We start from the raw sequence: 21,089 nt of genomic DNA on the forward strand, positions 1-21,089 counted from the left end.
GGAGGACACGGAGGTGGCCGGGGTGAGCACCGGGAACGGCCGGACCACGACGCCGGTCCGGCGGGAGGAGCCCGCCGCGTCCGCGGTGTCCGCCGTGCCGGCGGTGCCGGCGGTGCCGGCCCCGCCCGCCGTCCCCGCCGCCGCGGTGACCCGGGTGTCGGTGCTGGCGCCGACCACCCGCGCCGACCTCGCACTGCCCGGCGACGTCCCGGTCGGCGAACTGCTCCCCGTGCTGGTCGAGCTCACCGACGCCGCCGGCCCCGGCCCGGTGCCCCTCGCCCGCGGCCGGCACGTCCCGGTGCGCAGCGCGGACCGTGCGGGCGCCACCGGGTGGACGCTCGCCCTGCTCGGGCAGGCCCCGGCCGACCCGCGGTCCTCGCTGGACGAGCTCGGGGTGCTCGACGGCGACCAGCTCGTCCTGCGCCGTCGCGAGGACGCCGCGCCGGCGCCGCTCTACGACGACGTCGTCGACGCCGTGGCCGAGTCGCGACCCGCCGGGTTCCGGGCCTGGGACGCCGGTTGGGCGCACCGCTGCGGCCTGGTCGGCGGCGTGGTCGCCGGCGCGACGGTGCTCGGAGCCCTGCTCGCCGCCGGGCGCGGCCCCGGGACCGGGGGCGGCGCCCTCACCGCCGTCGCGGCCGCGGTCGTCGCGCTCGCCGGGACCGTGCTCGCGGCGACGGCCCCGCGCCTCGCCCGCCGCCCCGGGCCGGCCGCCGTCCTCGTCACGCTGGCGGCCGGCGCCGCGGCGGTGTGCGGCCTCGCGCTCGTCGGCGGCCCGGACGGCGCACCCCTGACCGTCGGACTCGGTGGGGCCCACCTGCTGGTCGCATCCGCGCTCGCCCTCGTCGCCGCGGGCACCGTCCTGCTCGCCGCGCCGCGCACCGACCGGGTCGCGCTCGCCGTGGGCACCGGGCTGTCGACCGCCGCGGTGCTGGGCACCGCCACCGGGGCGGTCGCCACCGTCGCGGGGGCCGTGGCGGCGGCGCGCGGGGCGGGCCCCGTCGAGCCCGCCGCCGTCGCCGCCGGGGCCGGGGCCCTCGCGCTCGTCGCCCTGTCCGTGCTGCCCCGGCTCGCGGTCCTGCTGGCACGCCTCCCGCTGCCCGAGGTCCCGCTTTCCGCGGCGGGCACCGCCGACGCGCCGGACTCCCCCGACCCGTCGGCCGGACCGGGTGACCCGGCCGCGCTCGACCGGCGCACGGACCGGGCGCACGCGCTGCTGACGGGGCTGGCGGGCGGCACCGTCGCGGTCCTCGTCGTGGCGGTCGTGGTGCTCGGCCTCGCGCCCGCGCCCGGCTGGCGGGGCACCCTCGGGGCCGTGCTCGGGGTGCTGCTCGTGGTCCTCGCCGCCCTGCGGTCGCGCAGCCACGCCAACGCCGTCCCCGCGGCGGTGCTGCTGCTCGGGTCGCTCGTCGGAGCCGCGGCGCTCGGGATCGGCGCGGTGGCCGCCGCCCCGTCCGGCGCCGCGCGGCTCGGGGTCGGGCTGGCGGCGGCCGTGGTCGGCGCGGCCGTGGTGCTGCTCGGTGCAGTCGGCCCACGTCGTCGTCCCGGGCCGGGCGTCCGACGGGCGGTGGACCTCGCCGAGGGCGTCGCCATCGCCGCGGTGGTGCCCCTGGCCTGCGCCGTGGCCGACCTGTTCGCGGTGGTGCGGCTGCTGTGACCCCGACGGTCCGGCGCGTTCCGGCCCTCCTGACGACGGCCCTCCTGACGACGGCCCTGCTCGCGCCCGCCGTGCCGGCGGCGGTGGCGGCGCCCGCCGTCGGGACCGGGACGGCGACCGGGATCGAGGTCGCGCCGCCGGCGCCGCCCGACCCCGACCCGGCCGCGCTCGCGGCGCTCCCCCGGGCGCCGGCGGCCCTCCCCGGCCTCGCCCCGCTCGGGCCGTGTCCCGCCGGGATCGCGCCCGCCGGGTTCGACGCCCTCCTGCCGGAGCCCGCGACGGTGCCCGGTGCCGGTGGGGCCGGCGTGCTGGTCGCGGTGGTCGACTCCGGGGTCGCCCCGCACCCGCGGCTGTCCGGCGGCGTCGCCGACGGCGGCGACTTCGTGGCGGGCCGGTCGGCGCGCACGGACTGCGACGGGCACGGCACCGCGGTGGCCGGGGTGATCGCCGCCGCCCCGGGACCCGACGACGGCGTGGTCGGCGTCGCCCCCGGCGCCCGCGTCCTCTCGGTGCGGGCGGACACGGCCTGGTCCCGGACCGCGGCCGGCCCCGCCGGCGACGAGGCCGTGCTCGCGCGGGCCGTCCGGGCGGCCGTGGCGACGCCCGGCGTGCGGGTGCTCACCCTCGCGCTGGCCGCGTGCCGCCCGGCCGCGGAGCTGATCGGCGGTGCCGGGGCACCGCTCGGGGCGCTGCGGGCCGCGGTGCGCGAGGCCGTGGCCCGCGACGTGGTGGTCGTCGCCGCGGCCGGCAACGTCGGGCCCGCCTGTCCGGCGAACGACCGGACCTCGGCCGCGCAGCGGGTCGCGACGGTCCCCGTCCCCGCCTGGTTCGGCGTCGACCCGTCCGAGGTCCTCACCGTCGGCGCGCTCGACGACGCGGGCGCCCCGGACGGCGCGTCACTCGCGGGGCCGTGGGTCGGGATCGCGGCGCCCGGGCGGGTCCCGGCGGCGCTCGACGCGCGGTCGTCCGGGCTCACCGCGGACCTGATCCTGCCGGGGTCGGCGCCCGCACCCGTCGTCGGGACGAGCTTCGCGGCGGCGCGAGTCGCGGGCGCCGCGGCCCTGCTGCGGGCCCGGTTCCCGACGATGCCGGCCGCCGAGGTCGTGGGCCGCCTGCGTGCGACGGCGGCGCCGGTGCCGGGAGCGGCCCCCACCCTCGTCGGTGCGGGGGCGCTCGACGTCGCCGCCGCCCTCGCGGGAGCCCGTCCTGCCCCCGCACCCGCGGCAGCCGCACCGCCGGCGGACAGCGGCACCCCGTGGCCCCTGGTCGCGGGCGTCGGGGTGCTCGTCGCGGTGGCGCTCGCCGCGGTCGTGGCCCGTCGGCGGAGGCGGACGTGAGCGCGCCGCGGACCGGCGAGCCCGCCCTCGGGCGGCTGCCGCTCACCGGGGTGCTGCTCGCCGAGGTCGGGCTCGCCGCGGCCCTCGCGCTGCTCGCGCTCGGCGCGGGCCTCCCGCTCGCGGGGATCGTCCTGTCCCTGGCGCTCGTGGCCGGGCTCGTCCGGGTCCGCGGGGAGCTGCTCGGGACCTGGGCGGTGCTCGCGCTGCGCCACCGCACCCGGCCGCGGGAGGTGCCGGTCGCCGATCCCGACGACGGGCTCCGGCTGCCCGCCGTCGACGCGGCGGTCGGGCCGGTCGAGGTCGTCGCGGGCACGGACCACGACGGCCGGCCGGTGGCCCTGCTCGGCGGCGAGGACGGCGCGTGGAGCGCCGTGCTGGCCCCCGCGACCGAGGACCTGCCGCTCCTGCTCGACGCCCCCGACGACGGGTCCGACGGGCTCCCGCTCGGGCCGCTGGCGGGCACGCTCTCCGACCGCGGCGTCGTCGTCGATGCGCTCACGGTGGTGCGGCACGTGCGCCCCGGCGCGGCGGACGGCCCGGCGCGGGCCGCCCACCGCGAGGTGCTGGGACCGCTGTCCGACGCGGCACAGCGCAGCCTGTGGCTCGTCGTCCGGTTCGACCCGCAGCGCTGCCCGGACGCGGTGGCCGACCGCGGTGGCGGGACCCTCGGCGCCCGCCGGGCCCTGATCGGGTCCCTCGCCCGGATCGGCCGCGTCCTCGCCGACCACGGGGTGCCGGTCCGTCCGCTCGACCCGGACGGGGTGCGGGAGGCCGTGGCCGTCGCCGCGGGCTCCGACCTCGACCGCACGCCGGGCGGCGTCCAGGAACGGTGGGACGCCGTGGTGCTCGGCGAGGTCGGGCACGCGACGTGGTCGGCCGCCACCCTCGGCCCGACGGTGGACCTCGACGACCTCGTCGCCCCGGACGCCGTCTCCACGGTCGCCCTCGTCCTGGTGGCCGAGGACGACCCGGCCGAGGTCGGGCTCGACCTGCACGTCCGGGTCACCGGACTCGGGCCGGGGGACGTGGTCGCGGCGGGCCGGGACCTCGTCGCCGCCGCCCGCGCCCGGGGCGTCCACCTGGAGCCCCGGCACGGTCGGCAGGCGAGCGGCCTGCGCGCGACCCTGCCCCTGGGCGGGCCCCGATGACCCGCCGCGCGACCGGACGACGACCGCCCGCGATCCGGCGCCCCGTCGACGCCCTGGACGGGATCCGGGCCCCCCGCACCCCGGCCGGGGTGGTCCTCGGCGCCGACGCCACCGGGGCACCCGTCACGCTGGCCGTCCTGCGCCCGGTGGGCACGCGGATCGTCGTCCTCGGCGCCCTGCACCTGGCCCGGCAGATCGCCCTGCGGACCGTCGCCCAGGGAGCCCGGCTGGAGGTGACCACCGGCCGGGCCGACGTGTGGGAACCGGTCGCCCGGGCCGCCGCCGACCCCGGCCGCGTCCACGTCACCACCGCGGACACCGGGGGCGACGGACCCGACGACGCGCACGAGCGGACACCCGGGGACACCGACGCCGTGCTGACGGTGCGGGACCGCGGCGCCGCCCCGGTCGCCCCGGGGGCCGCAGCCGACCGGGCGTGGCGGACCACCCTCGTCGTGCTGCCCTCGCTCACGCCCGCGGTGGCCGATGCCGCCGACGACGCCGACGTGGTGCTGCTCGGGCGGATGCCGCCGCAGGAGGCCGACCTCGCGACCCGGCTGTGGCGGCTCTCCGACCCGATGGCGGAGACGTTGCGGACGTTGCCCGACCAGGGCGTCGTCGCTCTCGGGCGCAACCTCTGGCGCCGTCTCGACCTCGTGACCGCCGCGCGGGAGACCGCCGTCCTCGGCCCCGTCCGGCGGGCGTGAGTCCGACGCCGGCTCGACGGAACCGGCCTCAGCGGTCCAGGGTGCGGACCGCGCGGGTGACGGCGGCGCGCTCCGCGAGCGACCCGTCGTCGGGATAGTCGACTCCGACGAGCCGCAGTCCGTGCGCGGCGACGACGTGGATCTCCGAGGACCGCCGACCCGCGGTGAGCAGCGATCCCGGCCAGTCGACGGGTCGCCGGCCCTCCCCGACCGCGAGCAGCGCACCGACCAGCGAGCGCACCATCGAGTGGCAGAACGCGTCCGCCGAGAGCCGGACCTCGACGACGTCCCGCTCGTCCGGCGACGGGTGCCAGCTCAGGTGCTGCAGTTCGCGGATCGTAGTGGCGCCCGCGCGCGGCCGGCAGAAGGCCGCGAAGTCGTGCTCGCCGAGCAGCGACCGGCCCGCCTCCGCCATCGCGTCGACGTCGAGCGGCCGGGACCAGCGCAGGGTGTCGCGGGCGCGCAGCGGTTCCGGGCCGGAGGGCGCGGTGCAGACGCGGTAGGCGTAGTGGCGCCGGACGGCGGAGAAGCGGGCGTCGAACCCGGCCGGGGCGGGTGCCGCACGGTGCACGCGCACGTCGGGCGGCAGCATGCGGGCGAGCCGGCGCACGAGCCCGCCGGGGACCGTGCCGTCCTCGTCGAGCAGCGCGTTGCCGGGGGTCACGTCGGTGTGGACGACCTGGGCGTCGGCGTGCACGCCGGCGTCGGTGCGGCCGGCGACGGTCAGCGCGACCGGCTTCCGCGCGAGGGTCGTCAGGGTCTCCTCGAGCACGCCCTGCACGGTGCGCAGGTCCGGCTGCCGGGCCCAGCCGGCGAACCCGGTGCCGTCGTAGGCGAGGTCGAGCCGCAGCCGGACCGGGGCCGGAGACGCCCCGGGCCCGCCGTCGTGGTCGACGGCGGGCCCGGGGTGGTCGTGCTCGGGAGCGGGTCCGGTCAGGACTCGTCCTTCTTGTCGGTCGACAGACCGGCGGCCTCGGCGGCGTTGTCCGCCATCGGCTCCGGCACGTCGTCGCCCTCGGTGGCCTCGGTGTCGGAGGCCTCCGTGGTGGTGTCGTCGGACGCCTCGGCCTCGGCCGTGGTCGCCTCCGACTCCAGCACGGGGGTGTCGGCGTCGGTCCCGACGGCCTCCTCGGCCGCCGCACCGTCGGCCGTGGTGTCGTCGGACTCCGCGGCGGCGATCGTCGCCGCGGTGGCCGCCGCACCGGTGGCCGCACCACCGACCTCGGTCTGCCGCGAGGCCGCCGAGCGGGTGGCCGCCGACGCCTCGGTCGAGGCCAGCTTCTCGTTGACCAGCTCGATGATCGCCATCGGCGCGTTGTCGCCCTTGCGGGGCAGCGTCTTGATGATGCGGGTGTAGCCCCCCGGCCGGTCGGCGAAGAACGGGCCGATCTCGGCCATCAGGCGGTGCACGACGTCCTTGTCGCGGATCTGCTGGGAGATCTCGCGACGGTTGTGCAGGTCGCCCTTCTTCGCCTTCGTGATCAGGCGCTCGGCGTACGGGCGCAGGCGCTCGGCCTTGGCGCGCGTGGTGTGGATCCGGCCGTGCGTGAAGAGCGACGTGGCCAGGTTGGCCAGCAGCAGCTTCTGGTGCGCGGGGGAACCGCCGAGGCGGGGGCCCTTGGTGGGCTGGGGCATTGTCGTGCTCCTGTCTCAGGCGCCTTTCCTCCCCGGCCCGCGAGCGGACCGGGGAGGGGGCAGTACGTCAGAGCTCTCGGGGACCTAGAGCTGCTCGGTCTCGGCGTAGTCCTGGCCGTCGTCGTTGCCGAACGACCCGTACCCGCCGCCCTCGCCGTAGGAGTCGTACCCCTCCGACGGGTAGTCGGACGCGGCCGCGCTCGGGTCGAACCCGGGCGGGCTGTCCTTCAGGGCCAGCCCGAGGCCGGCCAGCTTCATCTTGACCTCGTCGATGGACTTCGCACCGAAGTTGCGGATGTCCAGCAGGTCGGCCTCCGACCGGCCGACGAGCTCGCCGACCGTGTGGATGCCCTCCCGCTTGAGGCAGTTGTAGGACCGGACCGTGAGGTCGAGGTCCTCGATCGGCATCGCGAACGCCGCGATCGAGTCGGCCTCGGCGGGCGAGGGCCCGATCTCGATGCCCTCCGCGTCGACGTTGAGCTCGCGGGCCAGACCGAACAGCTCGACGAGCGTGCGGCCGGCGGACGCGATGGCGTCGCGCGGGGTGATCGAGGGCTTGGTCTCGACGTCGAGGATCAGCTTGTCGAAGTCGGTGCGCTGCTCGACGCGGGTCGCCTCGACCTTGTAGCTGACCTTGAGCACCGGCGAGTAGATCGAGTCGACCGGGATGCGGCCGATCTCGGCGCCGGAGGCCTTGTTCTGGGCGGCGGGGACGTAGCCGCGGCCACGCTCCACCACCAGCTCGACCTCGAGGCGGCCCTGGTCGTTCAGGGTCGCGATGTGGAGGTCCGGGTTGTGCACGGTGACACCGGCGGGCGGGACGATGTCCCCCGCGGTGACCGTGCCCGGGCCCTGCTTGCGCAGGTACATCGTCGCCGGCTCGTCCTCCTCGGAGCTCACGACGAGCTCCTTGAGGTTCAGGATGATGTCGGTGACGTCCTCCTTCACCCCCGGGACGGTGGTGAACTCGTGGAGGACCCCGTCGACCCGGATGGAGGTCACGGCCGCGCCCGGGATGGACGACAGCAGGGTCCGCCGCAGCGAGTTGCCGAGGGTGTAGCCGAAGCCCGGCTCGAGCGGCTCGATGACGAACCGCGACCGGGTCTCGTCGACCGGCTCCTCCGAGAGGGCCGGGCGCTGGGAGATCAGCACTTGAGGTCTTTCCTTCCGATGCTCGGGCATCCGCTATTTGATGCCGAACGGCACCGACCCGGGTGACGCCCGGGCCGGGGGGTTCACGGGGAGCGGAGCCCCCCGTGGGTAGCTACTTCGAGTAGAACTCGACGATCAGCTGCTCGGAGACGGGCGTGTCGATCTGCGACCGCTCGGGCAGCTGGTGGACGAAGATGCGCAGCGTCTCCGGGACGACCTGCAGCCAGCCGGGGACCGGGCGGTCACCGAACGACTCCTTCGCGTCCACGAAGGGCAGCATGTTCCGCGACTTGTCGCGGACGTCGATGATGTCGTACTGCGTCACCCGGAAGCTGGGGACGTCGACCTTCTGGCCGTTGACCAGGAAGTGGCCGTGCCCGACGAGCTGGCGGGCCGCACGGCGGGTGCGGGCCAGGCCGGCGCGGTAGACCACCGAGTCGAGGCGCGACTCGAGCAGGCGCAGGAACTCGTCGCCGGTCTTGCCCTCGCGACGGTTCGCCTCCTCGTAGTACTTGCGCATCTGCTTCTCGAGGACCCCGTAGGTGAAGCGGACCTTCTGCTTCTCCTGGATCTGCATGAGGTACTCGGATTCCTTGATGCGGATCCGACCGTGCTGCCCCGGGGGGTACGGACGGCGCTCGAAGGACTTGTCGCCGCCGACCAGGTCGACCTTGAGGCGACGGGACTTGCGGGTGACGGGACCGGTGTAGCGAGCCATCTCTCTTCTCTCCTCTCGCCCTAGACCCGGCGCCGCTTGGGCGGGCGGCAGCCGTTGTGCGGCTGCGGGGTGACGTCGGAGATGGTCCCGACCTCGAGGCCCGCGGCCTGCAGCGAACGGATCGCGGTCTCACGACCGGACCCCGGGCCCTTGACGAAGACGTCGACCTTCTTCATGCCGTGCTCGGCCGCCTTGCGGGCCGCGTTCTCGGCGGCCATCTGGGCGGCGAACGGCGTCGACTTGCGCGAGCCCTTGAAGCCGACGTGGCCGGCGGAGGCCCACGCGATCACCGCACCGGTCGGGTCGGTGATCGAGACGATGGTGTTGTTGAACGTGCTCTTGATGTGGGCCTGGCCCTGGGAGATGTTCTTCTTCTCCCGGCGGCGCACCTTCTTGGCGCCCGCGGCGCCGGCACGAGTCCTGGGTGGCATACGAAAGCTCCTGGTGAGGTGATCGGGCCCCGCTTACTTGCGGGTGGCCTTCTTCTTGCCGGCGACGGTCTTCTTCGGGCCCTTGCGCGAGCGGGCGTTGGTCTTCGTCCGCTGGCCGTGGACCGGGAGGTTGCGCCGGTGACGCAGGCCCTGGTAGCTGCCGATCTCGACCTTGCGCCGGATGTCCGCCTGGACCTCACGACGCAGGTCACCCTCGACCCGGAGGTTCTGCTCGATGAACGCGCGGATCGCCGCGGCGTCCGAGTCGCTCAGGTCCTTGCTCCGCAGGTCCGGGTCGATGCCCGTCTCGCGGAGGATCTCCTTGGACCGGCTGCGGCCGATCCCGAAGATGTAGGTCAGCGCGATCTCCATCCGCTTCTCGCGGGGGAGGTCGACGCCGGAAATGCGTGCCATGTGGCGCGTACTCCTCGTGTCATGTCAGGGAGGTGTCGGACCCCGTCCGTCCCGACGACCGCTGTCGCCGGGCCCCGGCCTCCCGCCGGGGGTGGTTCCGCCGGGTCTGTGCCGGCGTAGGTACGGGGGTGTGCTCACCCGGGAGGCCCCGGGTGTGGGGGCGTCAGCCCTGACGCTGCTTGTGCCGCAGGTTGTCGCAGATGACCATGACCCGCCCGTGACGGCGGACCACCTGGCACTTCGCGCAGATTCGCTTGACGCTCGGCTGGACCTTCACGATCTCGTCCTCGCTGCCTGGTTACTTGTAGCGGTAGACGATGCGGCCGCGCGACAGGTCGTACGGCGAGAGCTCGACCACGACCTTGTCCTCGGGGAGGATTCGGATGTAGTGCTGCCGCATCTTGCCGCTGATGTGGGCCAGGACCTTGTGCCCGTTCTCGAGCTCGACCCTGAACATCGCGTTGGGCAGGGGCTCGACGACCCGGCCCTCGACCTCGATGGCGCCGTCCTTCTTCGCCATGTCCTCCGCACTCTCGCGCCGCCGTGGATCCCGCGTGCCCCGGTCTGGTCCGGGGAACGCACTCACCGCGGCGGCTTCGTCGTCCCGCCGTGCCACCACCGCGCGGGTGCGCGGCGGATCGGGTACGCGGCGAGGTCCCGGCCCCACGAGGCCTCGGGGGCACGCGCGGGAACTCGGCACGACACGCGCACCAGCTCCTCAGTGTACGCGGGGCGTGTCGGCGACCCGGACGGCGGGTGCGCCCGCTGTCAAGGAGTCAGCATTGACCGTTTCTCCTCGCGGCGCCACGATGTCGACCACCGAGCAATCGAGGAGGAGCACGTGGACGTCGACGGTGTCGTCGCACTGGTGACCGGCGGGGCCTCCGGCCTGGGCCGGGCGACCGTGGAGAAGCTGCACGCGCAGGGCGCGTCGGTGGTGATCGTGGACCTGCCGTCGTCGGCGGGGGCCGAGGTGGCGAAGGAGCTGGGCGAGCGGGTGGTGTTCTCCCCCGCCGACGTGACCGACCCCGAACAGGTCGGCCAGGCGATCGACGCCGCGGCCGGTCTCGGCACGCTGCGCGTGGCGATCAACTGCGCGGGGATCGGCAGCGCGCACCGCACCGCGGGCCGCAAGGGGCCGTTCCCGCTCGAGGACTTCACCCGGGTGCTGAACGTCAACCTGGTCGGCACGTTCAACGTCATCCGGCTCGCCGCGCAGGCCATGAGCGAGAACTCCGCCCTCTCCGACCCGGGCGTGGACACCGGCGACCGCGGCGTCATCGTCAACACCGCCTCGGTCGCCGCGTTCGACGGCCAGATCGGGCAGGCCGCCTACTCGGCCTCCAAGGGCGGCATCGTCGGCATGACCCTGCCGATCGCGCGGGACCTCGCCTCGATCGGCATCCGGGTCTGCACGATCGCCCCGGGCCTGTTCCACACCCCGCTGTTCGCGACGCTGCCGCAGGAGCACATCGACTCCCTCGGCGCGCAGGTCCCGCACCCCTCCCGCCTCGGCGACCCGACCGAGTACGCGGCCCTCGCCGCGCACATCGTCGAGAACCCGATGCTCAACGGCGAGACGATCCGGCTCGACGGCGCCATCCGCATGGCCCCGAAGTAGTCCCGGCCCGGCCCGCCCTCACACGCGGGGGCGGGCCACCGCCCGGCCGACGCCGCCGAGCGCCAACGCCAGGCCCCACGGGCCCGCGACCCAGATCCACCACGGGTACATCACGGCCGCCGTCCCGAGCGACACGGCCAGCCAGATCACCACGTTGACCAGGCTCACCGTCGCCCACGCGGCCACCGCGCCCCGACCGGACCCGCACGGCGCCGGGAGCCCCGACGGGACCAGGGGGAATCCTTCCCGACGTCGGGTCGGTGCGGGTCGCGTCGTCGTCCCGCGGTCCATCACCTGACCGACCGGACCCGCCGGCAGGTCCGCCAGCAGGGGCGTCAGGTCGTCGCGCACCACCGCCGCGTGCGCCGCGCCCACGCGCTCGTCGTACTCGACGAGCGTCAGCCGCCCCTCGCCGTGCGCCGCGAGGAGCCGCCGCGCGACGTCCTCGCGCTCGGCGTCCGACACCCGCACTGCACCCTGCTCCGCCATCCCGGCCTCCCCGGCTCGTCCCGTGGAGGCAGAGTACCCAGATAGCGGAGAGTTCAGCTATCCGAATCGGAGAGCGGCGCGGTGAGCACCCGGGGACCCTCGTCGGTGACGGCCACCGTGTGCTCCCAGTGCGCGGCCCGCCCGCCGTCGACGGTGACCACGGTCCACTCGTCGTCGAGCTCGTCGGTCTCCGGGTCGCCGGCGGTGAGCATCGGCTCGACGGCGAGGACCATGCCCTCGCGCAGCCGCAGGCCGGTCCCGGCCCGCCCGACGTTGGGCAGGAACGGCTCCATGTGCATCTCGGTGCCGATCCCGTGCCCGCCGTAGTCGGCGACGATGCCGAAGGACCCGCCGTCCGGCGTCCGGTGGCGGGTCACCTCGCTCTCGACGGCGTGCGAGACGTCCCCGAGCCGGTTGCCCGGACGGACCTCGGCGATCCCGGCCCACATCGCGGCCCGGCAGGCGGCGGACAGCGCCTCGTCGCCCGGACGCACCGTGCCGACGTGCAGCGTCACCGCGGCGTCGCCGTGCCAGCCGTCGAGGATCGCCCCGCAGTCGACCGAGAGCAGGTCGCCGTCCGCCAGCACGGTCGTGGCGGCCGGGATGCCGTGCACGACCTCCGCGTTCACCGACGCGCAGATGCTGCCCGGGAAGCCGTGGTAGCCCAGGAAGGAGGGCACCGCCCCGGCCTCGCGGATCGTCGTCTCGGCGAGCTCGTCGAGCTCCCGGGTGGAGACCCCGACGGCCGCCGCCGCGCCGACCCGCTCGAGCGTCGCGGCCACGACCAGGCCGGCCGCCCGCATGGCCTCGATCTCGCCGCGGGTCTTGAGCTGGACGTCCGTCCCGAAGCGGCCGCCGGACAACCGTCCGGCGACCCGACCGAGACCGGCGGTCACCTCCGCGAGACGTCCTCCGGAGAGACCGCCGGCGCCCACGCGGCTCAGTCCTCCGGCTCGTCGGCCAGCGCGTCCATGGCGCGGTCGGTGACCTCGTCCATGCTGCCCATGGCGTCGACCTTGACGAGGATGTCGCGGTAGTACTCGATCAGCGGGGCGGTCTCCCGGCGGTAGACCTCCTGCCGGTTGCGGATGACCTCCTCGGTGTCGTCCGACCGGCCGCGCGCGGTGAGGCGCTGGATGAGCTCCTCGTCGTCGACCTCGAACAGGAGGACGGCGTCCAGGCGCTGGTCGAGGTCGGAGAGCACGGTGTTCAGCTCGTCGGCCTGCGAGGTGTTCCGCGGGAAGCCGTCGAGCAGGAAGCCCTCGGCGGCGTCGGACTGCGCCAGGCGGTCCTTGACCATCGCGACGGTGACCGCGTCCGGCACCAGGTCGCCCGCGTCGACGTAGCGCTGGGCCTCCTTGCCGAGCTCGGTCTCGTTCTTCATGTTCTCGCGGAAGAGATCGCCGGTGGAGATGTGCGGGGCGGCGAGCCGCTCCGACAACCGCGCCGCCTGCGTGCCCTTCCCGGCCCCGGGCGGTCCCACCAGAACGATCCTCATGTCCACTCTCCTCTCCTGCGCCGACCCACGTCGGCCACCGACCCATCCTGCCCGGAGGGCGCCTGGGGCGCTCCCCGTCGAGGGGGCGGGACCGTACCCGGTCGTCAGCGCAGGAAGCCCTCGTAGTTGCGCTGCATCAGCTGGCTCTCGATCTGCTTCACCGTGTCCAGGCCGACACCGACCATGATCAGCACCGCGGTCCCGCCGAAGGGGAAGTTCTGGTTCTGACCCTGGCCCGTGATGCCCAGGAAGAAGTTCGGGAGGACAGCGATGATGCCCAGGTAGATCGATCCCGGCAAGGTGATGCGCGACAGCACGTACTGCAGGTACTCCGCGGTCGGCCGGCCCGGACGGATGCCGGGGATGAACCCGCCGAACTTCTTCATCTCGTCCGCCCGTTCCTCCGGGTTGAACGTGATGGCCACGTAGAAGTACGTGAAGAAGATGATCAGCGCGAAGTACAGGACGATGTGGACCGGGTTCGACTGGTTCGCGAGGTAGTTCTGCACGAACACCGCGAAGCCGGACGTCGAGTTGCCCACGAGCCGCGACAGCAGGTCGGGCAGGTAGAGCAGCGACGAGCCGAAGATGACCGGGATGACACCGGCCTGGTTGACCTTGAGCGGCAGGTAGGTCGACGTCCCGCCGTACATGCGCCGCCCGACCATGCGCTTGGCGTACTGCACGGGGATCCGCCGCTGACCCTGCTCGACGAACACGACGCTCGCGATGATGGCGAGGCCGAAGAGGCAGACGACGGCGAAGACGAGGCCGCCGGAGCTGGAGAGGATCTGCTGGCCCTCGGCCGGGATGCGGGCCGCGATCGAGCAGAAGATGAGCAGCGACATGCCGTTGCCGACGCCGCGCTCGGTGACCAGCTCGCCGAACCACATGATGACCGCGGTGCCGGCCGTCATGACCAGCACGATGACCGCGAGGTCGAAGATGCCCGCGTTCGGCAGGATCGGGAACTGGCTCGGGTCGCAGTTCTGGAACAGCTGCCCCCGGTCGGCCAGCGCGACGATGCCGGTGGACTGCAGGATCGCCAGTGCGATCGTCAGGTACCGCGTGTACTGCGTGAGGGTGCCCTGGCCGGACTGCCCCTCCTTCTTCAGCTGCTCGAACCGCGGGATGACCACGGTGAGCAGCTGCACGATGATGCTCGCGGTGATGTAGGGCATGATGCCCAGCGCGAAGATCGACAGCTGGAGCAGCGCCCCGCCGGAGAACAGGTTGATCAGGGCGTAGACGCTCTGCGAGTCGCCGCCCTCGACCTGGCGCAGACAGGCCTGCACGTTCGTGTACGAGACACCGGGCGCCGGGAGGGTGGCACCCAACCGGTACACGGCCACGATGCCGAGCGTGAAGAGGATCTTCTTGCGCAGGTCCGGCGTCGCCAGCGCGGACCGCACGGGGCCGAGCACTCGGACCTCCAGCTGGTTCGTCGATGTCCGGCCCCGCCGCGCTACCGGGTGTCCCGGCCGGCACGGCCGACGCCCCGACGTGGTGCGGGGCGGTCCGACGAGACGCGGATCGGCCTGCAGGCGAGCGTAACAGCAGACGAGAACGGGCCCGGAGGTGCTCCGAGGGAGCTCCTCCGGGCCCGGTGGCGCGGTGGCGTGCGGACTACAGGACGGTGGTCGTCCCGCCCGCGGCACCGATCTTCTCGCTGGCGGCGCCGGAGAACGCGTGCGCGCTCACCTGCAGCGTCACCGAGCCGAGGTCGCCCTCCCCGAGCACCTTCACCGGGTGCCCGGCGCGGACGGCGCCGGCGGCCACGAGCTCGGCCGGGCCGACCTCGCCGCCGTTCGGGAACAGCCGCGCGAGGTCGCCGATGTTGACGACCTGCGCCACGACCTTGTTGCGGTTGCGGAAGCCCTTGAGCTTCGGCAGGCGCATCTGGAGCGGCATCTGGCCGCCCTCGAAGCGCGCGGGCACGTTCTTGCGGGCGCCCGTGCCCTTCGTACCGCGACCGGCCGTCTTGCCCTTCGAGGCCTCACCGCGACCGACGCGGGTCTTCTCCGTCCTGCTCCCGGGAGCGGGACGGAGGTGGTGGAGCTTGAGCGGGGACTCGCTCATGTCAGACCTCCTCGACCGTGACGAGGTGCCGCACGGTGTGGATCAGCCCGCGGTTCTGCGGGTCGTCCGGCCGCGTGACCGTCGCGCCGATCCGGCGCAGGCCCAGCGTGCGCAGGGTCTCGCGCTGGTTGCGCTTGCCCCCGATCACGGACTTGATCTGCGTGACCTTGAGGTCGGCCATGGGTCAGACCCCCTGACCGGCGCGCTGGCGCAGCATCCGCGCCGGCGCGACCTCGTCGAGCGGCAGACCCCGGCGGGCCGCGACGGCCTCGGGGACCTGCAGCGCCTTCAGGGCCGCCACCGTGGCGTGCACGATGTTGATGGCGTTCTGGCTGCCCAGGGACTTGGACAGGATGTCCTGGATCCCTGCGCACTCCAGGACCGCGCGCACCGGGCCACCGGCGATGACACCGGTACCGGGGCTCGCGGGGCGCAGGAGCACGACGCCGGCGGCGTCCTCACCCTGCACCGGGTGCGTGATGGTGCCGCCGATGCGCGGGACGCGGAAGAAGTTCTTCTTCGCCTCCTCCACGCCCTTGGCGATCGCGGCCGGCACCTCCTTGGCCTTGCCGTAGCCCACCCCGACCTCGCCGTCGCCGTTGCCGACGATGACGAGCGCGGTGAAGCTGAAGCGGCGGCCGCCCTTGACGACCTTGGCCACGCGGTTGATGGCGACGACGCGCTCGAGGTGCGGCGTCCTGTCCTGGGCGCCGCCGCGGCCGCCGCCCTGACGGTCGCGGTCGCGCCCGCCCTGGCCGCCGCCCTCGCGGCGCTGAGTGCCCGGCATCAGGCGTCCTTCCCTTGCGTGTACGTGACGAGGCTGGCCATCAGAACGTCAGGCCCCCCTCGCGGGCCGCGTCCGCGAGCTGCGCGATGCGGCCGTGGTACCGGCGCCCGCCGCGGTCGAACACGACCGCGTCGATGCCGGCGGACTTGGAGCGGGAGGCGACGAGCTCGCCGACCTTCGCGGCCTGCGCCTTCTTGTCGCCCTCCAGCCCGCGGACGTCGGCCTCCATGCTGGAGGCGTGGGCCAGCGTGTGCCCGGCCAGGTCGTCGATGACCTGCGCGGTGATGTGCCGCGAGGACCGGGTGACGACGAGGCGCGGACGCTCCGGCGTGCCCTCGACCTTCTTGCGGAGGCGGGCGTGCCGACGGACGAGGCCGGCGCGGCGGGTCTGCGAGACGCTCTTGCCGACCGTGGTGCGCTTCTGGGTGGTCGCTTCAGCCATCACTTACCCGTCTTCCCGACCTTGCGGCGGATCTGCTCGCCGGCGTACCGGACGCCCTTGCCCTTGTACGGGTCGGGCTTGCGCAGCCGCCGGATGTTCGCGGCCACCTGGCCCACGACCTGCTTGTCGATGCCCTGCACCGAGAAGCGGGTCGGGTTCTCGACCGCGAACGTGATGCCCTCGGGCGCCTCGATCCGGACCGGGTGGCTGTAGCCGAGCGCGAACTCGAGGGTCGAGCCCTTGAGCTGCACGCGGTAGCCGACGCCGTGGATCTCGAGCTTGCGCTCGTAGCCCTGGGTCACGCCCAGGACGAGGTTGTTCAGCAGCGAGCGCGAGAGCCCGTGCAGCGCGCGGTTCTCCCGCTCGTCGTTCGGGCGCGAGACCGACAGCACGCCGTCCTCGAGCTGCACCGAGATCGGACGGTCGACCGTGTGGCTCAGGGTGCCCTTGGGCCCCTTCACCGTGACGTTCTGGCCCTCGACCGCGACGTCCACGCCGGACGGCACGGTGATCGGGGCCCTACCGATGCGAGACATGGTTCGGTTCCCCTCTCCGCTACCAGACGAAGGCGAGGACTTCCCCGCCCATCCGTCGCTGGTGGGCCTGACGGTCGGTCAGCAGCCCCGAGGACGTCGAGATGATCGCGACGCCGAGGCCGCCGAGCACGCGCGGCAGCTCGGTCGACTTCGCGTAGATGCGCAGGCCCGGCTTCGAGATGCGCTTGAGGCCGGCGATGCTGCGCTCACGGTTCGGCCCGTACTTCAGGTCGATGACCAGGGACTTGCCGACGGCCGCCGGCTCGTCGCGGTATCCCGCGATGTAGCCCTGCTCGAGCAGGACCTGGGCCACGTGGGCCTTCAGCTTGCTGTGCGGCATGGTCACGCTCTCGTGGAACGCCGAGTTGGCGTTGCGGATGCGCGTGAGCATGTCCGCGATGGGGTCGGTCATCGTCATCGCGACCAGGTCACCTTCCTCGCCGTGGTACCCCGGGTCGTCCGGCGGACGGACGACCTCGTGGCGGGCCTGCGGCGTCCGGGGCGGGTCAGAGAAACAGAGGGGTGCGTCGTGCCCTGGGAGTCCTGTCCGAGCAGGTGCTCCCGGTGGGCGACGCGCTGGATGAGCTCGAGCAGCTGCGGGTCGATCGGACGACCCGGCAGCTCCTCCTCGGTCACGGTCTCGGCCGTGTCGGGCGCGCTCACCACGAGGACTTGCTGACGCCCGGGAGCTCGCCCCGGTGCGCCATCTCGCGCAGGCAGACGCGGCAGAGCCCGAACTTGCGGAGCACCGCACGCGCGCGCCCGCAGCGGTTGCAGCGGGTGTAGCCGCGGACCTTGAACTTCGGGGTCGCGGCGGCCTTGTTGACCAGTGCCTTCTTCGCCATGCTCAGTTCTCCCTGAACGGGAAGCCGAGGGCGCGCAGCAGGGCCCGGCCTTCCTCGTCGGTGGTCGCGGAGGTGACCACGGTGATGTCCATCCCCCGCGGCCGGTCGATCGAGTCCTGGTCGATCTCGTGGAACATCGTCTGGTCCGACAGACCGAACGTGTAGTTGCCCGCGCCGTCGAACTGCTTCGGCGAGAGCCCACGGAAGTCGCGGATACGCGGCAGGCTGATCGAGACCAGGCGGTCGAGGAACTCCCACATCCGCGCCCCGCGCAGCGTGGTGCGCGCACCGATCGGCATGCCCTCGCGCAGCTTGAACTGCGCGATGGACTTGCGCGCCCGGCGGATCTCCGGCTTCTGGCCGGCGATGAGGGTGAGGTCGCGGACCGCGCCCTCCATCAGCTTCGAGTCGCGCGCGGCCTCGCCGACGCCCATGTTCACGACGACCTTGACGACGCCGGGCACGAGCATCGGGTTCTCGTAGTGGAACTGGTCCGTCAGCTCCTGACGGATCGCGTCCCGGTACCGCTGCTGCAGCCGGGGACGGGCCTCGGTGCTGGTCACGAGATGTCCTTCCCGTTGCGGCGCGAGACGCGCACGCGCTTCTGCTCGCCCTCGCCGCCGTCGCGGTAGCCGACGCGGGTCGGCTTGCCGTCCGAGTCGACGACCATCACGTTCGAGACGTGGATGGCGGCCTCCTGCGTGACGATCCCGCCGGACTGCGCGCCCCGCTGGTTGGCGGACTGGGCGGTGTGCTTCTTGACCCGGCCGACGCCCTCGACGAGGACCTTGTCGCGGTCGGGGTAGGCCTGGATGACCTTGCCCTTCGCGCCCTTGTCCTTGCCGGCGATGACGAGGACCGTGTCGCCCTTCTTGACCTTCATCTGGCTACAGCACCTCCGGCGCGAGCGAGATGATCCGCATGAACCGCTTGTCGCGGAGCTCACGGCCGACCGGGCCGAAGATGCGGGTCCCGCGCGGCTCGCGGTCGTTCTTGATGATCACCGCGGCGTTCTCGTCGAACTTGATGTACGAACCGTCCGGGCGGCGCTTCTCCTTGACGGTGCGCACCACGACGGCCTTGACGACGTCGCCGCGCTTCACGCCGGACGCCGGGATGGCCTCCTTGACGGTGGCCACGATGACGTCGCCGATGCCCGCGTAACGGCGGGACGAGCCACCGAGCACACGGATGCACAGGATTTCCCTGGCACCCGTGTTGTCGGCGACCCGGAGTCGCGACTCCTGCTGGATCACTGCTTCTCTCCTGACCTTCCCGGCGGCGAGCGCCGGATGGTTTCGACGTGGCCCTCGGCGAGGGGTATTACTTGGCCTTCTCGAGGATCTCGACCAGGCGCCAGCGCTTCGTCGCCGAGAGCGGCCGCGTCTCCATCAGCAGGACGCGGTCGCCCGGGCCGGCGGTGTTGTGCTCGTCGTGCGCCTTGACCTTCTTGGTCCGGCGGATGACCTTCGAGTAGCGCGGGTGCTTCACCCGGTCCTCGAGGCTCACGACGATCGTCTTGGACATCTTGTCCGAGACGACGAGGCCCTCACGGGTCTTGCGCAGGCCGCGCTCGTCGTTCCGCTCGCCCGGCTTCTGCTCGGCAGGGGCGTCGGCCTTGACCTCGCTGCGCACCTGCTCGCTGTCAGCGGCGCTGGTCATGCCGCCCCTTCCTCGTCAGGGGCCGCGGACAGTCCGAGCTCACGCTCGCGCATCACCGTGTAGATGCGCGCGATGTCGTGGCGGACGGTCCGCAGCCGGCGGTTGTTGTCGAGCTGCCCGGTCGCCATCTGGAACCGGAGGTTGAACAGCTCGGCCTTGGCCTCACGGGCACGCGCGACGAGGTCCTCGGCGGACAGCTCGCGCAGCTCGCTGGCGGGGGTTCCCGCTGCCATCAGAACGCCTCCTCGCGGGTGACGATGCGGCAGCGCATCGGCAGCTTGTGCTGCGCGCGACGCAGTGCCTCACGGGCGGTGGCCTCGTTGGGGTAGCTCATCTCGAACATGACCCGGCCCGGCTTCACGTTCGCGATCCACTTCTCCGGCGAGCCCTTGCCGGAACCCATGCGGGTCTCGGCGGGCTTCTTGGTGAGCGGACGGTCCGGGAAGATGTTGATCCAGACCTTGCCGCCACGACGGATGTGGCGGGTGATGGCGATACGGGCCGACTCGATCTGGCGGTTCGTCACGTAGCCGTGCTCGAGCGCCTGGATGCCGTAGTCGCCGAACGACATCTGCGTGCCGCCCTTGGCGGCACCGGACCGGTCCGGCCGGTGCTGCTTGCGGAACTTGACCCGGCGGGGCATCAGCATGGTCAGGCCTCCGATCCGGTGGTCGCGGGCGCGTTCGCGGCCTGCTCGGCGGCGGCGCGCCCGGCCTCGGTGCCCGAGCCGGTCGTGCCGGAGGCGCCGGAGCGCCGGCCACGCGGGCGGTCGTTGCCGCCCCCGCGGTTGCCGCGGCGCGGCTCGCGGGTCGCGGCGTCGAGCGCCGCCTGGCGCTCGGCCTCGCGCTTGCCGCCGACGACGTCGCCCTTGTAGATCCAGACCTTCACGCCGATGCGGCCGAAGTTGGTCCGGGCCTCGAACAGGCCGTAGTCGATCTCGGCGCGCAGCGTGTGCAGCGGCACCCGGCCCTCGCGGTAGAACTCCGAGCGCGACATCTCGGCACCACCGAGACGGCCGGAGCACTGCACCCGGATGCCCTTGACGCCCGGCGAACGCATGGCCGACTGCATGGCCTTGCGCATCGCGCGGCGGAACGAGACGCGGTTGGACAGCTGCTCGGCGACGCCCTGCGCCACGAGCTGCGCGTCCGCCTCCGCGCCCTTGACCTCGAGGATGTTCAGCTGGACCTGCTTGCCGGTCAGCTTCTCGAGGTTGCCGCGCAGCCGGTCCGCCTCGGCGCCGCGGCGGCCGATGACGATGCCCGGACGGGCGGTGTGGATGTCGACGCGGACCCGGTCCCGGGTGCGCTCGATCTCGACCTTGGAGATGCCGGCCCGCTCCATGCCCTTGGAGAGCATGCGGCGGATCTTGACGTCCTCGGCCACGTAGTCGGCGTACTGCTTGTCGGCGTACCACCGGGACTTCCAGTCCGTGGTGATGCCCAGACGGAACCCGTGCGGGTTGATCTTCTGACCCATCAGCGGGTCCTTCCCTTCGAGCGCCGGCGACCACCCTTGTCCGCCTCGGTCACCGAGGTGACCTCGACGGTGATGTGGCTGGTGCGCTTGCGGATGCGGTACGCACGCCCCTGCGCCCGGGGCTGGAACCGCTTCATGGTCGGGCCCTCGTCCACGGTGATCGTCGAGATCACGAGCGTGGCGGGGTCCAGCGCGAAGTTGTTCTCGGCGTTGGCCACCGCGCTCGCCACGAGCTTGGCCACCGGCTTGGCGGCGGCCTGCTCGGCGAACTGCAGCACCGAGGCGGCCCGGTCCACGGGCATGCCGCGGACCAGGTCCACGACACGGCGGACCTTCATCGGCGACATGCGCACGTAGCGCGCCCGAGCCACGGCGCCCCGGGGCGTCGTGTCGGTGTCGGCTGGTGCAGACATCGTTCGTCTACCTTCCTGGTTTCGCGGGTCGTGACCGGC

32 protein-coding genes are annotated in these 21,089 nt (G+C 73.6%); 5 read left to right on the forward strand and 27 right to left on the reverse strand.

Annotated features, from left to right (window positions below; genetic code table 11):
• Positions 1-22 precede the first annotated feature (22 nt).
• Genes eccD through ACQPYX_RS27110 form a run of 4 tightly spaced genes read left to right on the forward strand, consistent with a single transcriptional unit; the run spans position 23 to position 4,849 of the window.
• Positions 23-1,657, forward strand: coding sequence for a type VII secretion integral membrane protein EccD (eccD, locus tag ACQPYX_RS27095; protein ID WP_433800416.1), 1,635 nt, complete (start codon positions 23-25; stop codon positions 1,655-1,657).
• The gene (locus tag ACQPYX_RS27100; protein ID WP_433800417.1) at positions 1,654-2,994 is read left to right on the forward strand and encodes a S8 family serine peptidase; all 1,341 of its coding nucleotides are present in this window, start codon (positions 1,654-1,656) and stop codon (positions 2,992-2,994) included. Before eccD ends, ACQPYX_RS27100 begins: the two co-directional genes overlap by 4 nt.
• Positions 2,991-4,142: a type VII secretion protein EccE gene (gene eccE / locus ACQPYX_RS27105; protein ID WP_433800418.1), complete on the forward strand. Its 1,152-nt coding sequence runs from the start codon at positions 2,991-2,993 to the stop codon at positions 4,140-4,142. Before ACQPYX_RS27100 ends, eccE begins: the two co-directional genes overlap by 4 nt.
• Positions 4,139-4,849, forward strand: a complete 711-nt coding sequence (locus tag ACQPYX_RS27110) for a hypothetical protein (protein WP_433800419.1) — start codon at positions 4,139-4,141, stop codon at positions 4,847-4,849. The genes eccE and ACQPYX_RS27110 overlap by 4 nt, the downstream gene beginning before the upstream one ends.
• A gap of 28 nt (positions 4,850-4,877) precedes the next feature.
• Here the strand turns inward: ACQPYX_RS27110 and truA are convergent, their stop codons facing one another.
• The 8 genes from truA to infA form a co-directional block, all read right to left on the reverse strand.
• Positions 4,878-5,699 carry a tRNA pseudouridine(38-40) synthase TruA gene (truA, locus tag ACQPYX_RS27115; protein ID WP_433803812.1) on the reverse strand — a complete coding sequence of 274 codons (822 nt, stop codon included), beginning with the start codon at positions 5,697-5,699 and terminating at the stop codon, positions 4,878-4,880.
• An 83-nt stretch (positions 5,700-5,782) separates the two neighbouring features.
• Positions 5,783-6,484, reverse strand: coding sequence for a 50S ribosomal protein L17 (gene rplQ / locus ACQPYX_RS27120; RefSeq protein WP_433800420.1), 702 nt, complete (start codon positions 6,482-6,484; stop codon positions 5,783-5,785).
• 84 nt (positions 6,485-6,568) lie between these two features.
• Positions 6,569-7,636 (reverse strand): DNA-directed RNA polymerase subunit alpha, encoded by a 1,068-nt coding sequence (locus tag ACQPYX_RS27125; protein WP_433800421.1) that lies wholly within the window; start codon positions 7,634-7,636, stop codon positions 6,569-6,571.
• Positions 7,637-7,748: 112 nt separating this feature from the next.
• Positions 7,749-8,354, reverse strand: a complete 606-nt coding sequence (gene rpsD / locus ACQPYX_RS27130; protein WP_230755924.1) for a 30S ribosomal protein S4 — start codon at positions 8,352-8,354, stop codon at positions 7,749-7,751.
• Positions 8,355-8,374: 20 nt separating this feature from the next.
• Positions 8,375-8,785: a 30S ribosomal protein S11 gene (gene rpsK, locus ACQPYX_RS27135; protein WP_018330936.1), complete on the reverse strand. Its 411-nt coding sequence runs from the start codon at positions 8,783-8,785 to the stop codon at positions 8,375-8,377.
• A 33-nt stretch (positions 8,786-8,818) separates the two neighbouring features.
• Positions 8,819-9,199: a 30S ribosomal protein S13 gene (gene rpsM / locus ACQPYX_RS27140; RefSeq protein ID WP_018330935.1), complete on the reverse strand. Its 381-nt coding sequence runs from the start codon at positions 9,197-9,199 to the stop codon at positions 8,819-8,821.
• 163 nt (positions 9,200-9,362) lie between these two features.
• On the reverse strand, positions 9,363-9,476 hold the full coding sequence (rpmJ, locus tag ACQPYX_RS27145) for a 50S ribosomal protein L36 (protein ID WP_018330934.1): 114 nt from the start codon (positions 9,474-9,476) through the stop codon (positions 9,363-9,365).
• A gap of 21 nt (positions 9,477-9,497) precedes the next feature.
• Positions 9,498-9,719 carry a translation initiation factor IF-1 gene (gene infA, locus ACQPYX_RS27150; RefSeq protein ID WP_018330933.1) on the reverse strand — a complete coding sequence of 74 codons (222 nt, stop codon included), beginning with the start codon at positions 9,717-9,719 and terminating at the stop codon, positions 9,498-9,500.
• Positions 9,720-10,040: 321 nt separating this feature from the next.
• On the opposite strand from infA, the gene ACQPYX_RS27155 reads away from it, so the two are divergent.
• Entirely contained in the window at positions 10,041-10,820 is a 780-nt protein-coding gene (locus ACQPYX_RS27155; RefSeq protein ID WP_433800422.1) for a 3-hydroxyacyl-CoA dehydrogenase, read from the forward strand.
• Between the two features lie 18 nt (positions 10,821-10,838).
• Here ACQPYX_RS27155 and ACQPYX_RS27160 read toward each other — a convergent pair whose 3' ends face one another.
• The 19 genes from ACQPYX_RS27160 to rplV all read right to left on the reverse strand — a co-directional run bounded on the left by ACQPYX_RS27160 (position 10,839) and on the right by rplV (position 21,050).
• Positions 10,839-11,309, reverse strand: a complete 471-nt coding sequence (locus ACQPYX_RS27160; RefSeq protein WP_433800423.1) for a DUF1707 SHOCT-like domain-containing protein — start codon at positions 11,307-11,309, stop codon at positions 10,839-10,841.
• A 53-nt stretch (positions 11,310-11,362) separates the two neighbouring features.
• A complete protein-coding gene (gene map / locus ACQPYX_RS27165) occupies positions 11,363-12,205 on the reverse strand; it encodes a type I methionyl aminopeptidase (protein ID WP_433800424.1) in 843 nt (280 codons plus the stop codon).
• A gap of 44 nt (positions 12,206-12,249) precedes the next feature.
• Positions 12,250-12,807, reverse strand: coding sequence for an adenylate kinase (locus ACQPYX_RS27170; RefSeq protein WP_433800425.1), 558 nt, complete (start codon positions 12,805-12,807; stop codon positions 12,250-12,252).
• Positions 12,808-12,911: 104 nt separating this feature from the next.
• Positions 12,912-14,231, reverse strand: coding sequence for a preprotein translocase subunit SecY (gene secY / locus ACQPYX_RS27175; RefSeq protein WP_230755933.1), 1,320 nt, complete (start codon positions 14,229-14,231; stop codon positions 12,912-12,914).
• Positions 14,232-14,433: 202 nt separating this feature from the next.
• Positions 14,434-14,886 carry a 50S ribosomal protein L15 gene (gene rplO, locus ACQPYX_RS27180; protein WP_230755935.1) on the reverse strand — a complete coding sequence of 151 codons (453 nt, stop codon included), beginning with the start codon at positions 14,884-14,886 and terminating at the stop codon, positions 14,434-14,436.
• 1 nt (position 14,887) lies between these two features.
• A complete protein-coding gene (gene rpmD / locus ACQPYX_RS27185; RefSeq protein ID WP_230755937.1) occupies positions 14,888-15,067 on the reverse strand; it encodes a 50S ribosomal protein L30 in 180 nt (59 codons plus the stop codon).
• Positions 15,068-15,070: 3 nt separating this feature from the next.
• Positions 15,071-15,673 carry a 30S ribosomal protein S5 gene (rpsE, locus tag ACQPYX_RS27190; RefSeq protein WP_018330924.1) on the reverse strand — a complete coding sequence of 201 codons (603 nt, stop codon included), beginning with the start codon at positions 15,671-15,673 and terminating at the stop codon, positions 15,071-15,073.
• A 40-nt stretch (positions 15,674-15,713) separates the two neighbouring features.
• Positions 15,714-16,115, reverse strand: a complete 402-nt coding sequence (rplR, locus tag ACQPYX_RS27195) for a 50S ribosomal protein L18 (RefSeq protein ID WP_230755939.1) — start codon at positions 16,113-16,115, stop codon at positions 15,714-15,716.
• On the reverse strand, positions 16,115-16,651 hold the full coding sequence (rplF, locus tag ACQPYX_RS27200; protein WP_230755942.1) for a 50S ribosomal protein L6: 537 nt from the start codon (positions 16,649-16,651) through the stop codon (positions 16,115-16,117). Before rplF ends, rplR begins: the two co-directional genes overlap by 1 nt.
• Before the next feature lie 19 nt (positions 16,652-16,670).
• A complete protein-coding gene (gene rpsH, locus ACQPYX_RS27205) occupies positions 16,671-17,069 on the reverse strand; it encodes a 30S ribosomal protein S8 (protein WP_230755944.1) in 399 nt (132 codons plus the stop codon).
• A 241-nt stretch (positions 17,070-17,310) separates the two neighbouring features.
• Positions 17,311-17,496, reverse strand: a complete 186-nt coding sequence (locus ACQPYX_RS27210) for a type Z 30S ribosomal protein S14 (RefSeq protein WP_018330919.1) — start codon at positions 17,494-17,496, stop codon at positions 17,311-17,313.
• Between the two features lie 2 nt (positions 17,497-17,498).
• A complete protein-coding gene (gene rplE / locus ACQPYX_RS27215; protein ID WP_230755946.1) occupies positions 17,499-18,059 on the reverse strand; it encodes a 50S ribosomal protein L5 in 561 nt (186 codons plus the stop codon).
• A complete protein-coding gene (gene rplX, locus ACQPYX_RS27220; RefSeq protein WP_230755948.1) occupies positions 18,056-18,379 on the reverse strand; it encodes a 50S ribosomal protein L24 in 324 nt (107 codons plus the stop codon). Before rplX ends, rplE begins: the two co-directional genes overlap by 4 nt.
• 4 nt (positions 18,380-18,383) lie before the next feature.
• A complete protein-coding gene (rplN, locus tag ACQPYX_RS27225) occupies positions 18,384-18,752 on the reverse strand; it encodes a 50S ribosomal protein L14 (RefSeq protein WP_018330916.1) in 369 nt (122 codons plus the stop codon).
• A 67-nt stretch (positions 18,753-18,819) separates the two neighbouring features.
• A complete protein-coding gene (gene rpsQ, locus ACQPYX_RS27230; protein ID WP_305058992.1) occupies positions 18,820-19,158 on the reverse strand; it encodes a 30S ribosomal protein S17 in 339 nt (112 codons plus the stop codon).
• A complete protein-coding gene (gene rpmC, locus ACQPYX_RS27235; protein ID WP_230755955.1) occupies positions 19,155-19,391 on the reverse strand; it encodes a 50S ribosomal protein L29 in 237 nt (78 codons plus the stop codon). The genes rpsQ and rpmC overlap by 4 nt, the downstream gene beginning before the upstream one ends.
• Complete coding sequence (gene rplP, locus ACQPYX_RS27240; protein WP_230755957.1) at positions 19,391-19,807, reverse strand: 50S ribosomal protein L16; 417 nt, start codon at positions 19,805-19,807, stop codon at positions 19,391-19,393. The genes rpmC and rplP overlap by 1 nt, the downstream gene beginning before the upstream one ends.
• Positions 19,808-19,809: 2 nt before the next feature.
• Positions 19,810-20,637, reverse strand: a complete 828-nt coding sequence (gene rpsC, locus ACQPYX_RS27245; RefSeq protein WP_230755959.1) for a 30S ribosomal protein S3 — start codon at positions 20,635-20,637, stop codon at positions 19,810-19,812.
• Positions 20,637-21,050 carry a 50S ribosomal protein L22 gene (rplV, locus tag ACQPYX_RS27250; RefSeq protein WP_433800426.1) on the reverse strand — a complete coding sequence of 138 codons (414 nt, stop codon included), beginning with the start codon at positions 21,048-21,050 and terminating at the stop codon, positions 20,637-20,639. Before rplV ends, rpsC begins: the two co-directional genes overlap by 1 nt.
• Positions 21,051-21,089: the final 39 nt, after the last annotated feature.

The sequence above is a fragment of the Actinomycetospora sp. CA-084318 genome (assembly GCF_050955885.1).
Taxonomy (GTDB): Bacteria; Actinomycetota; Actinomycetes; order Mycobacteriales; family Pseudonocardiaceae; genus Actinomycetospora.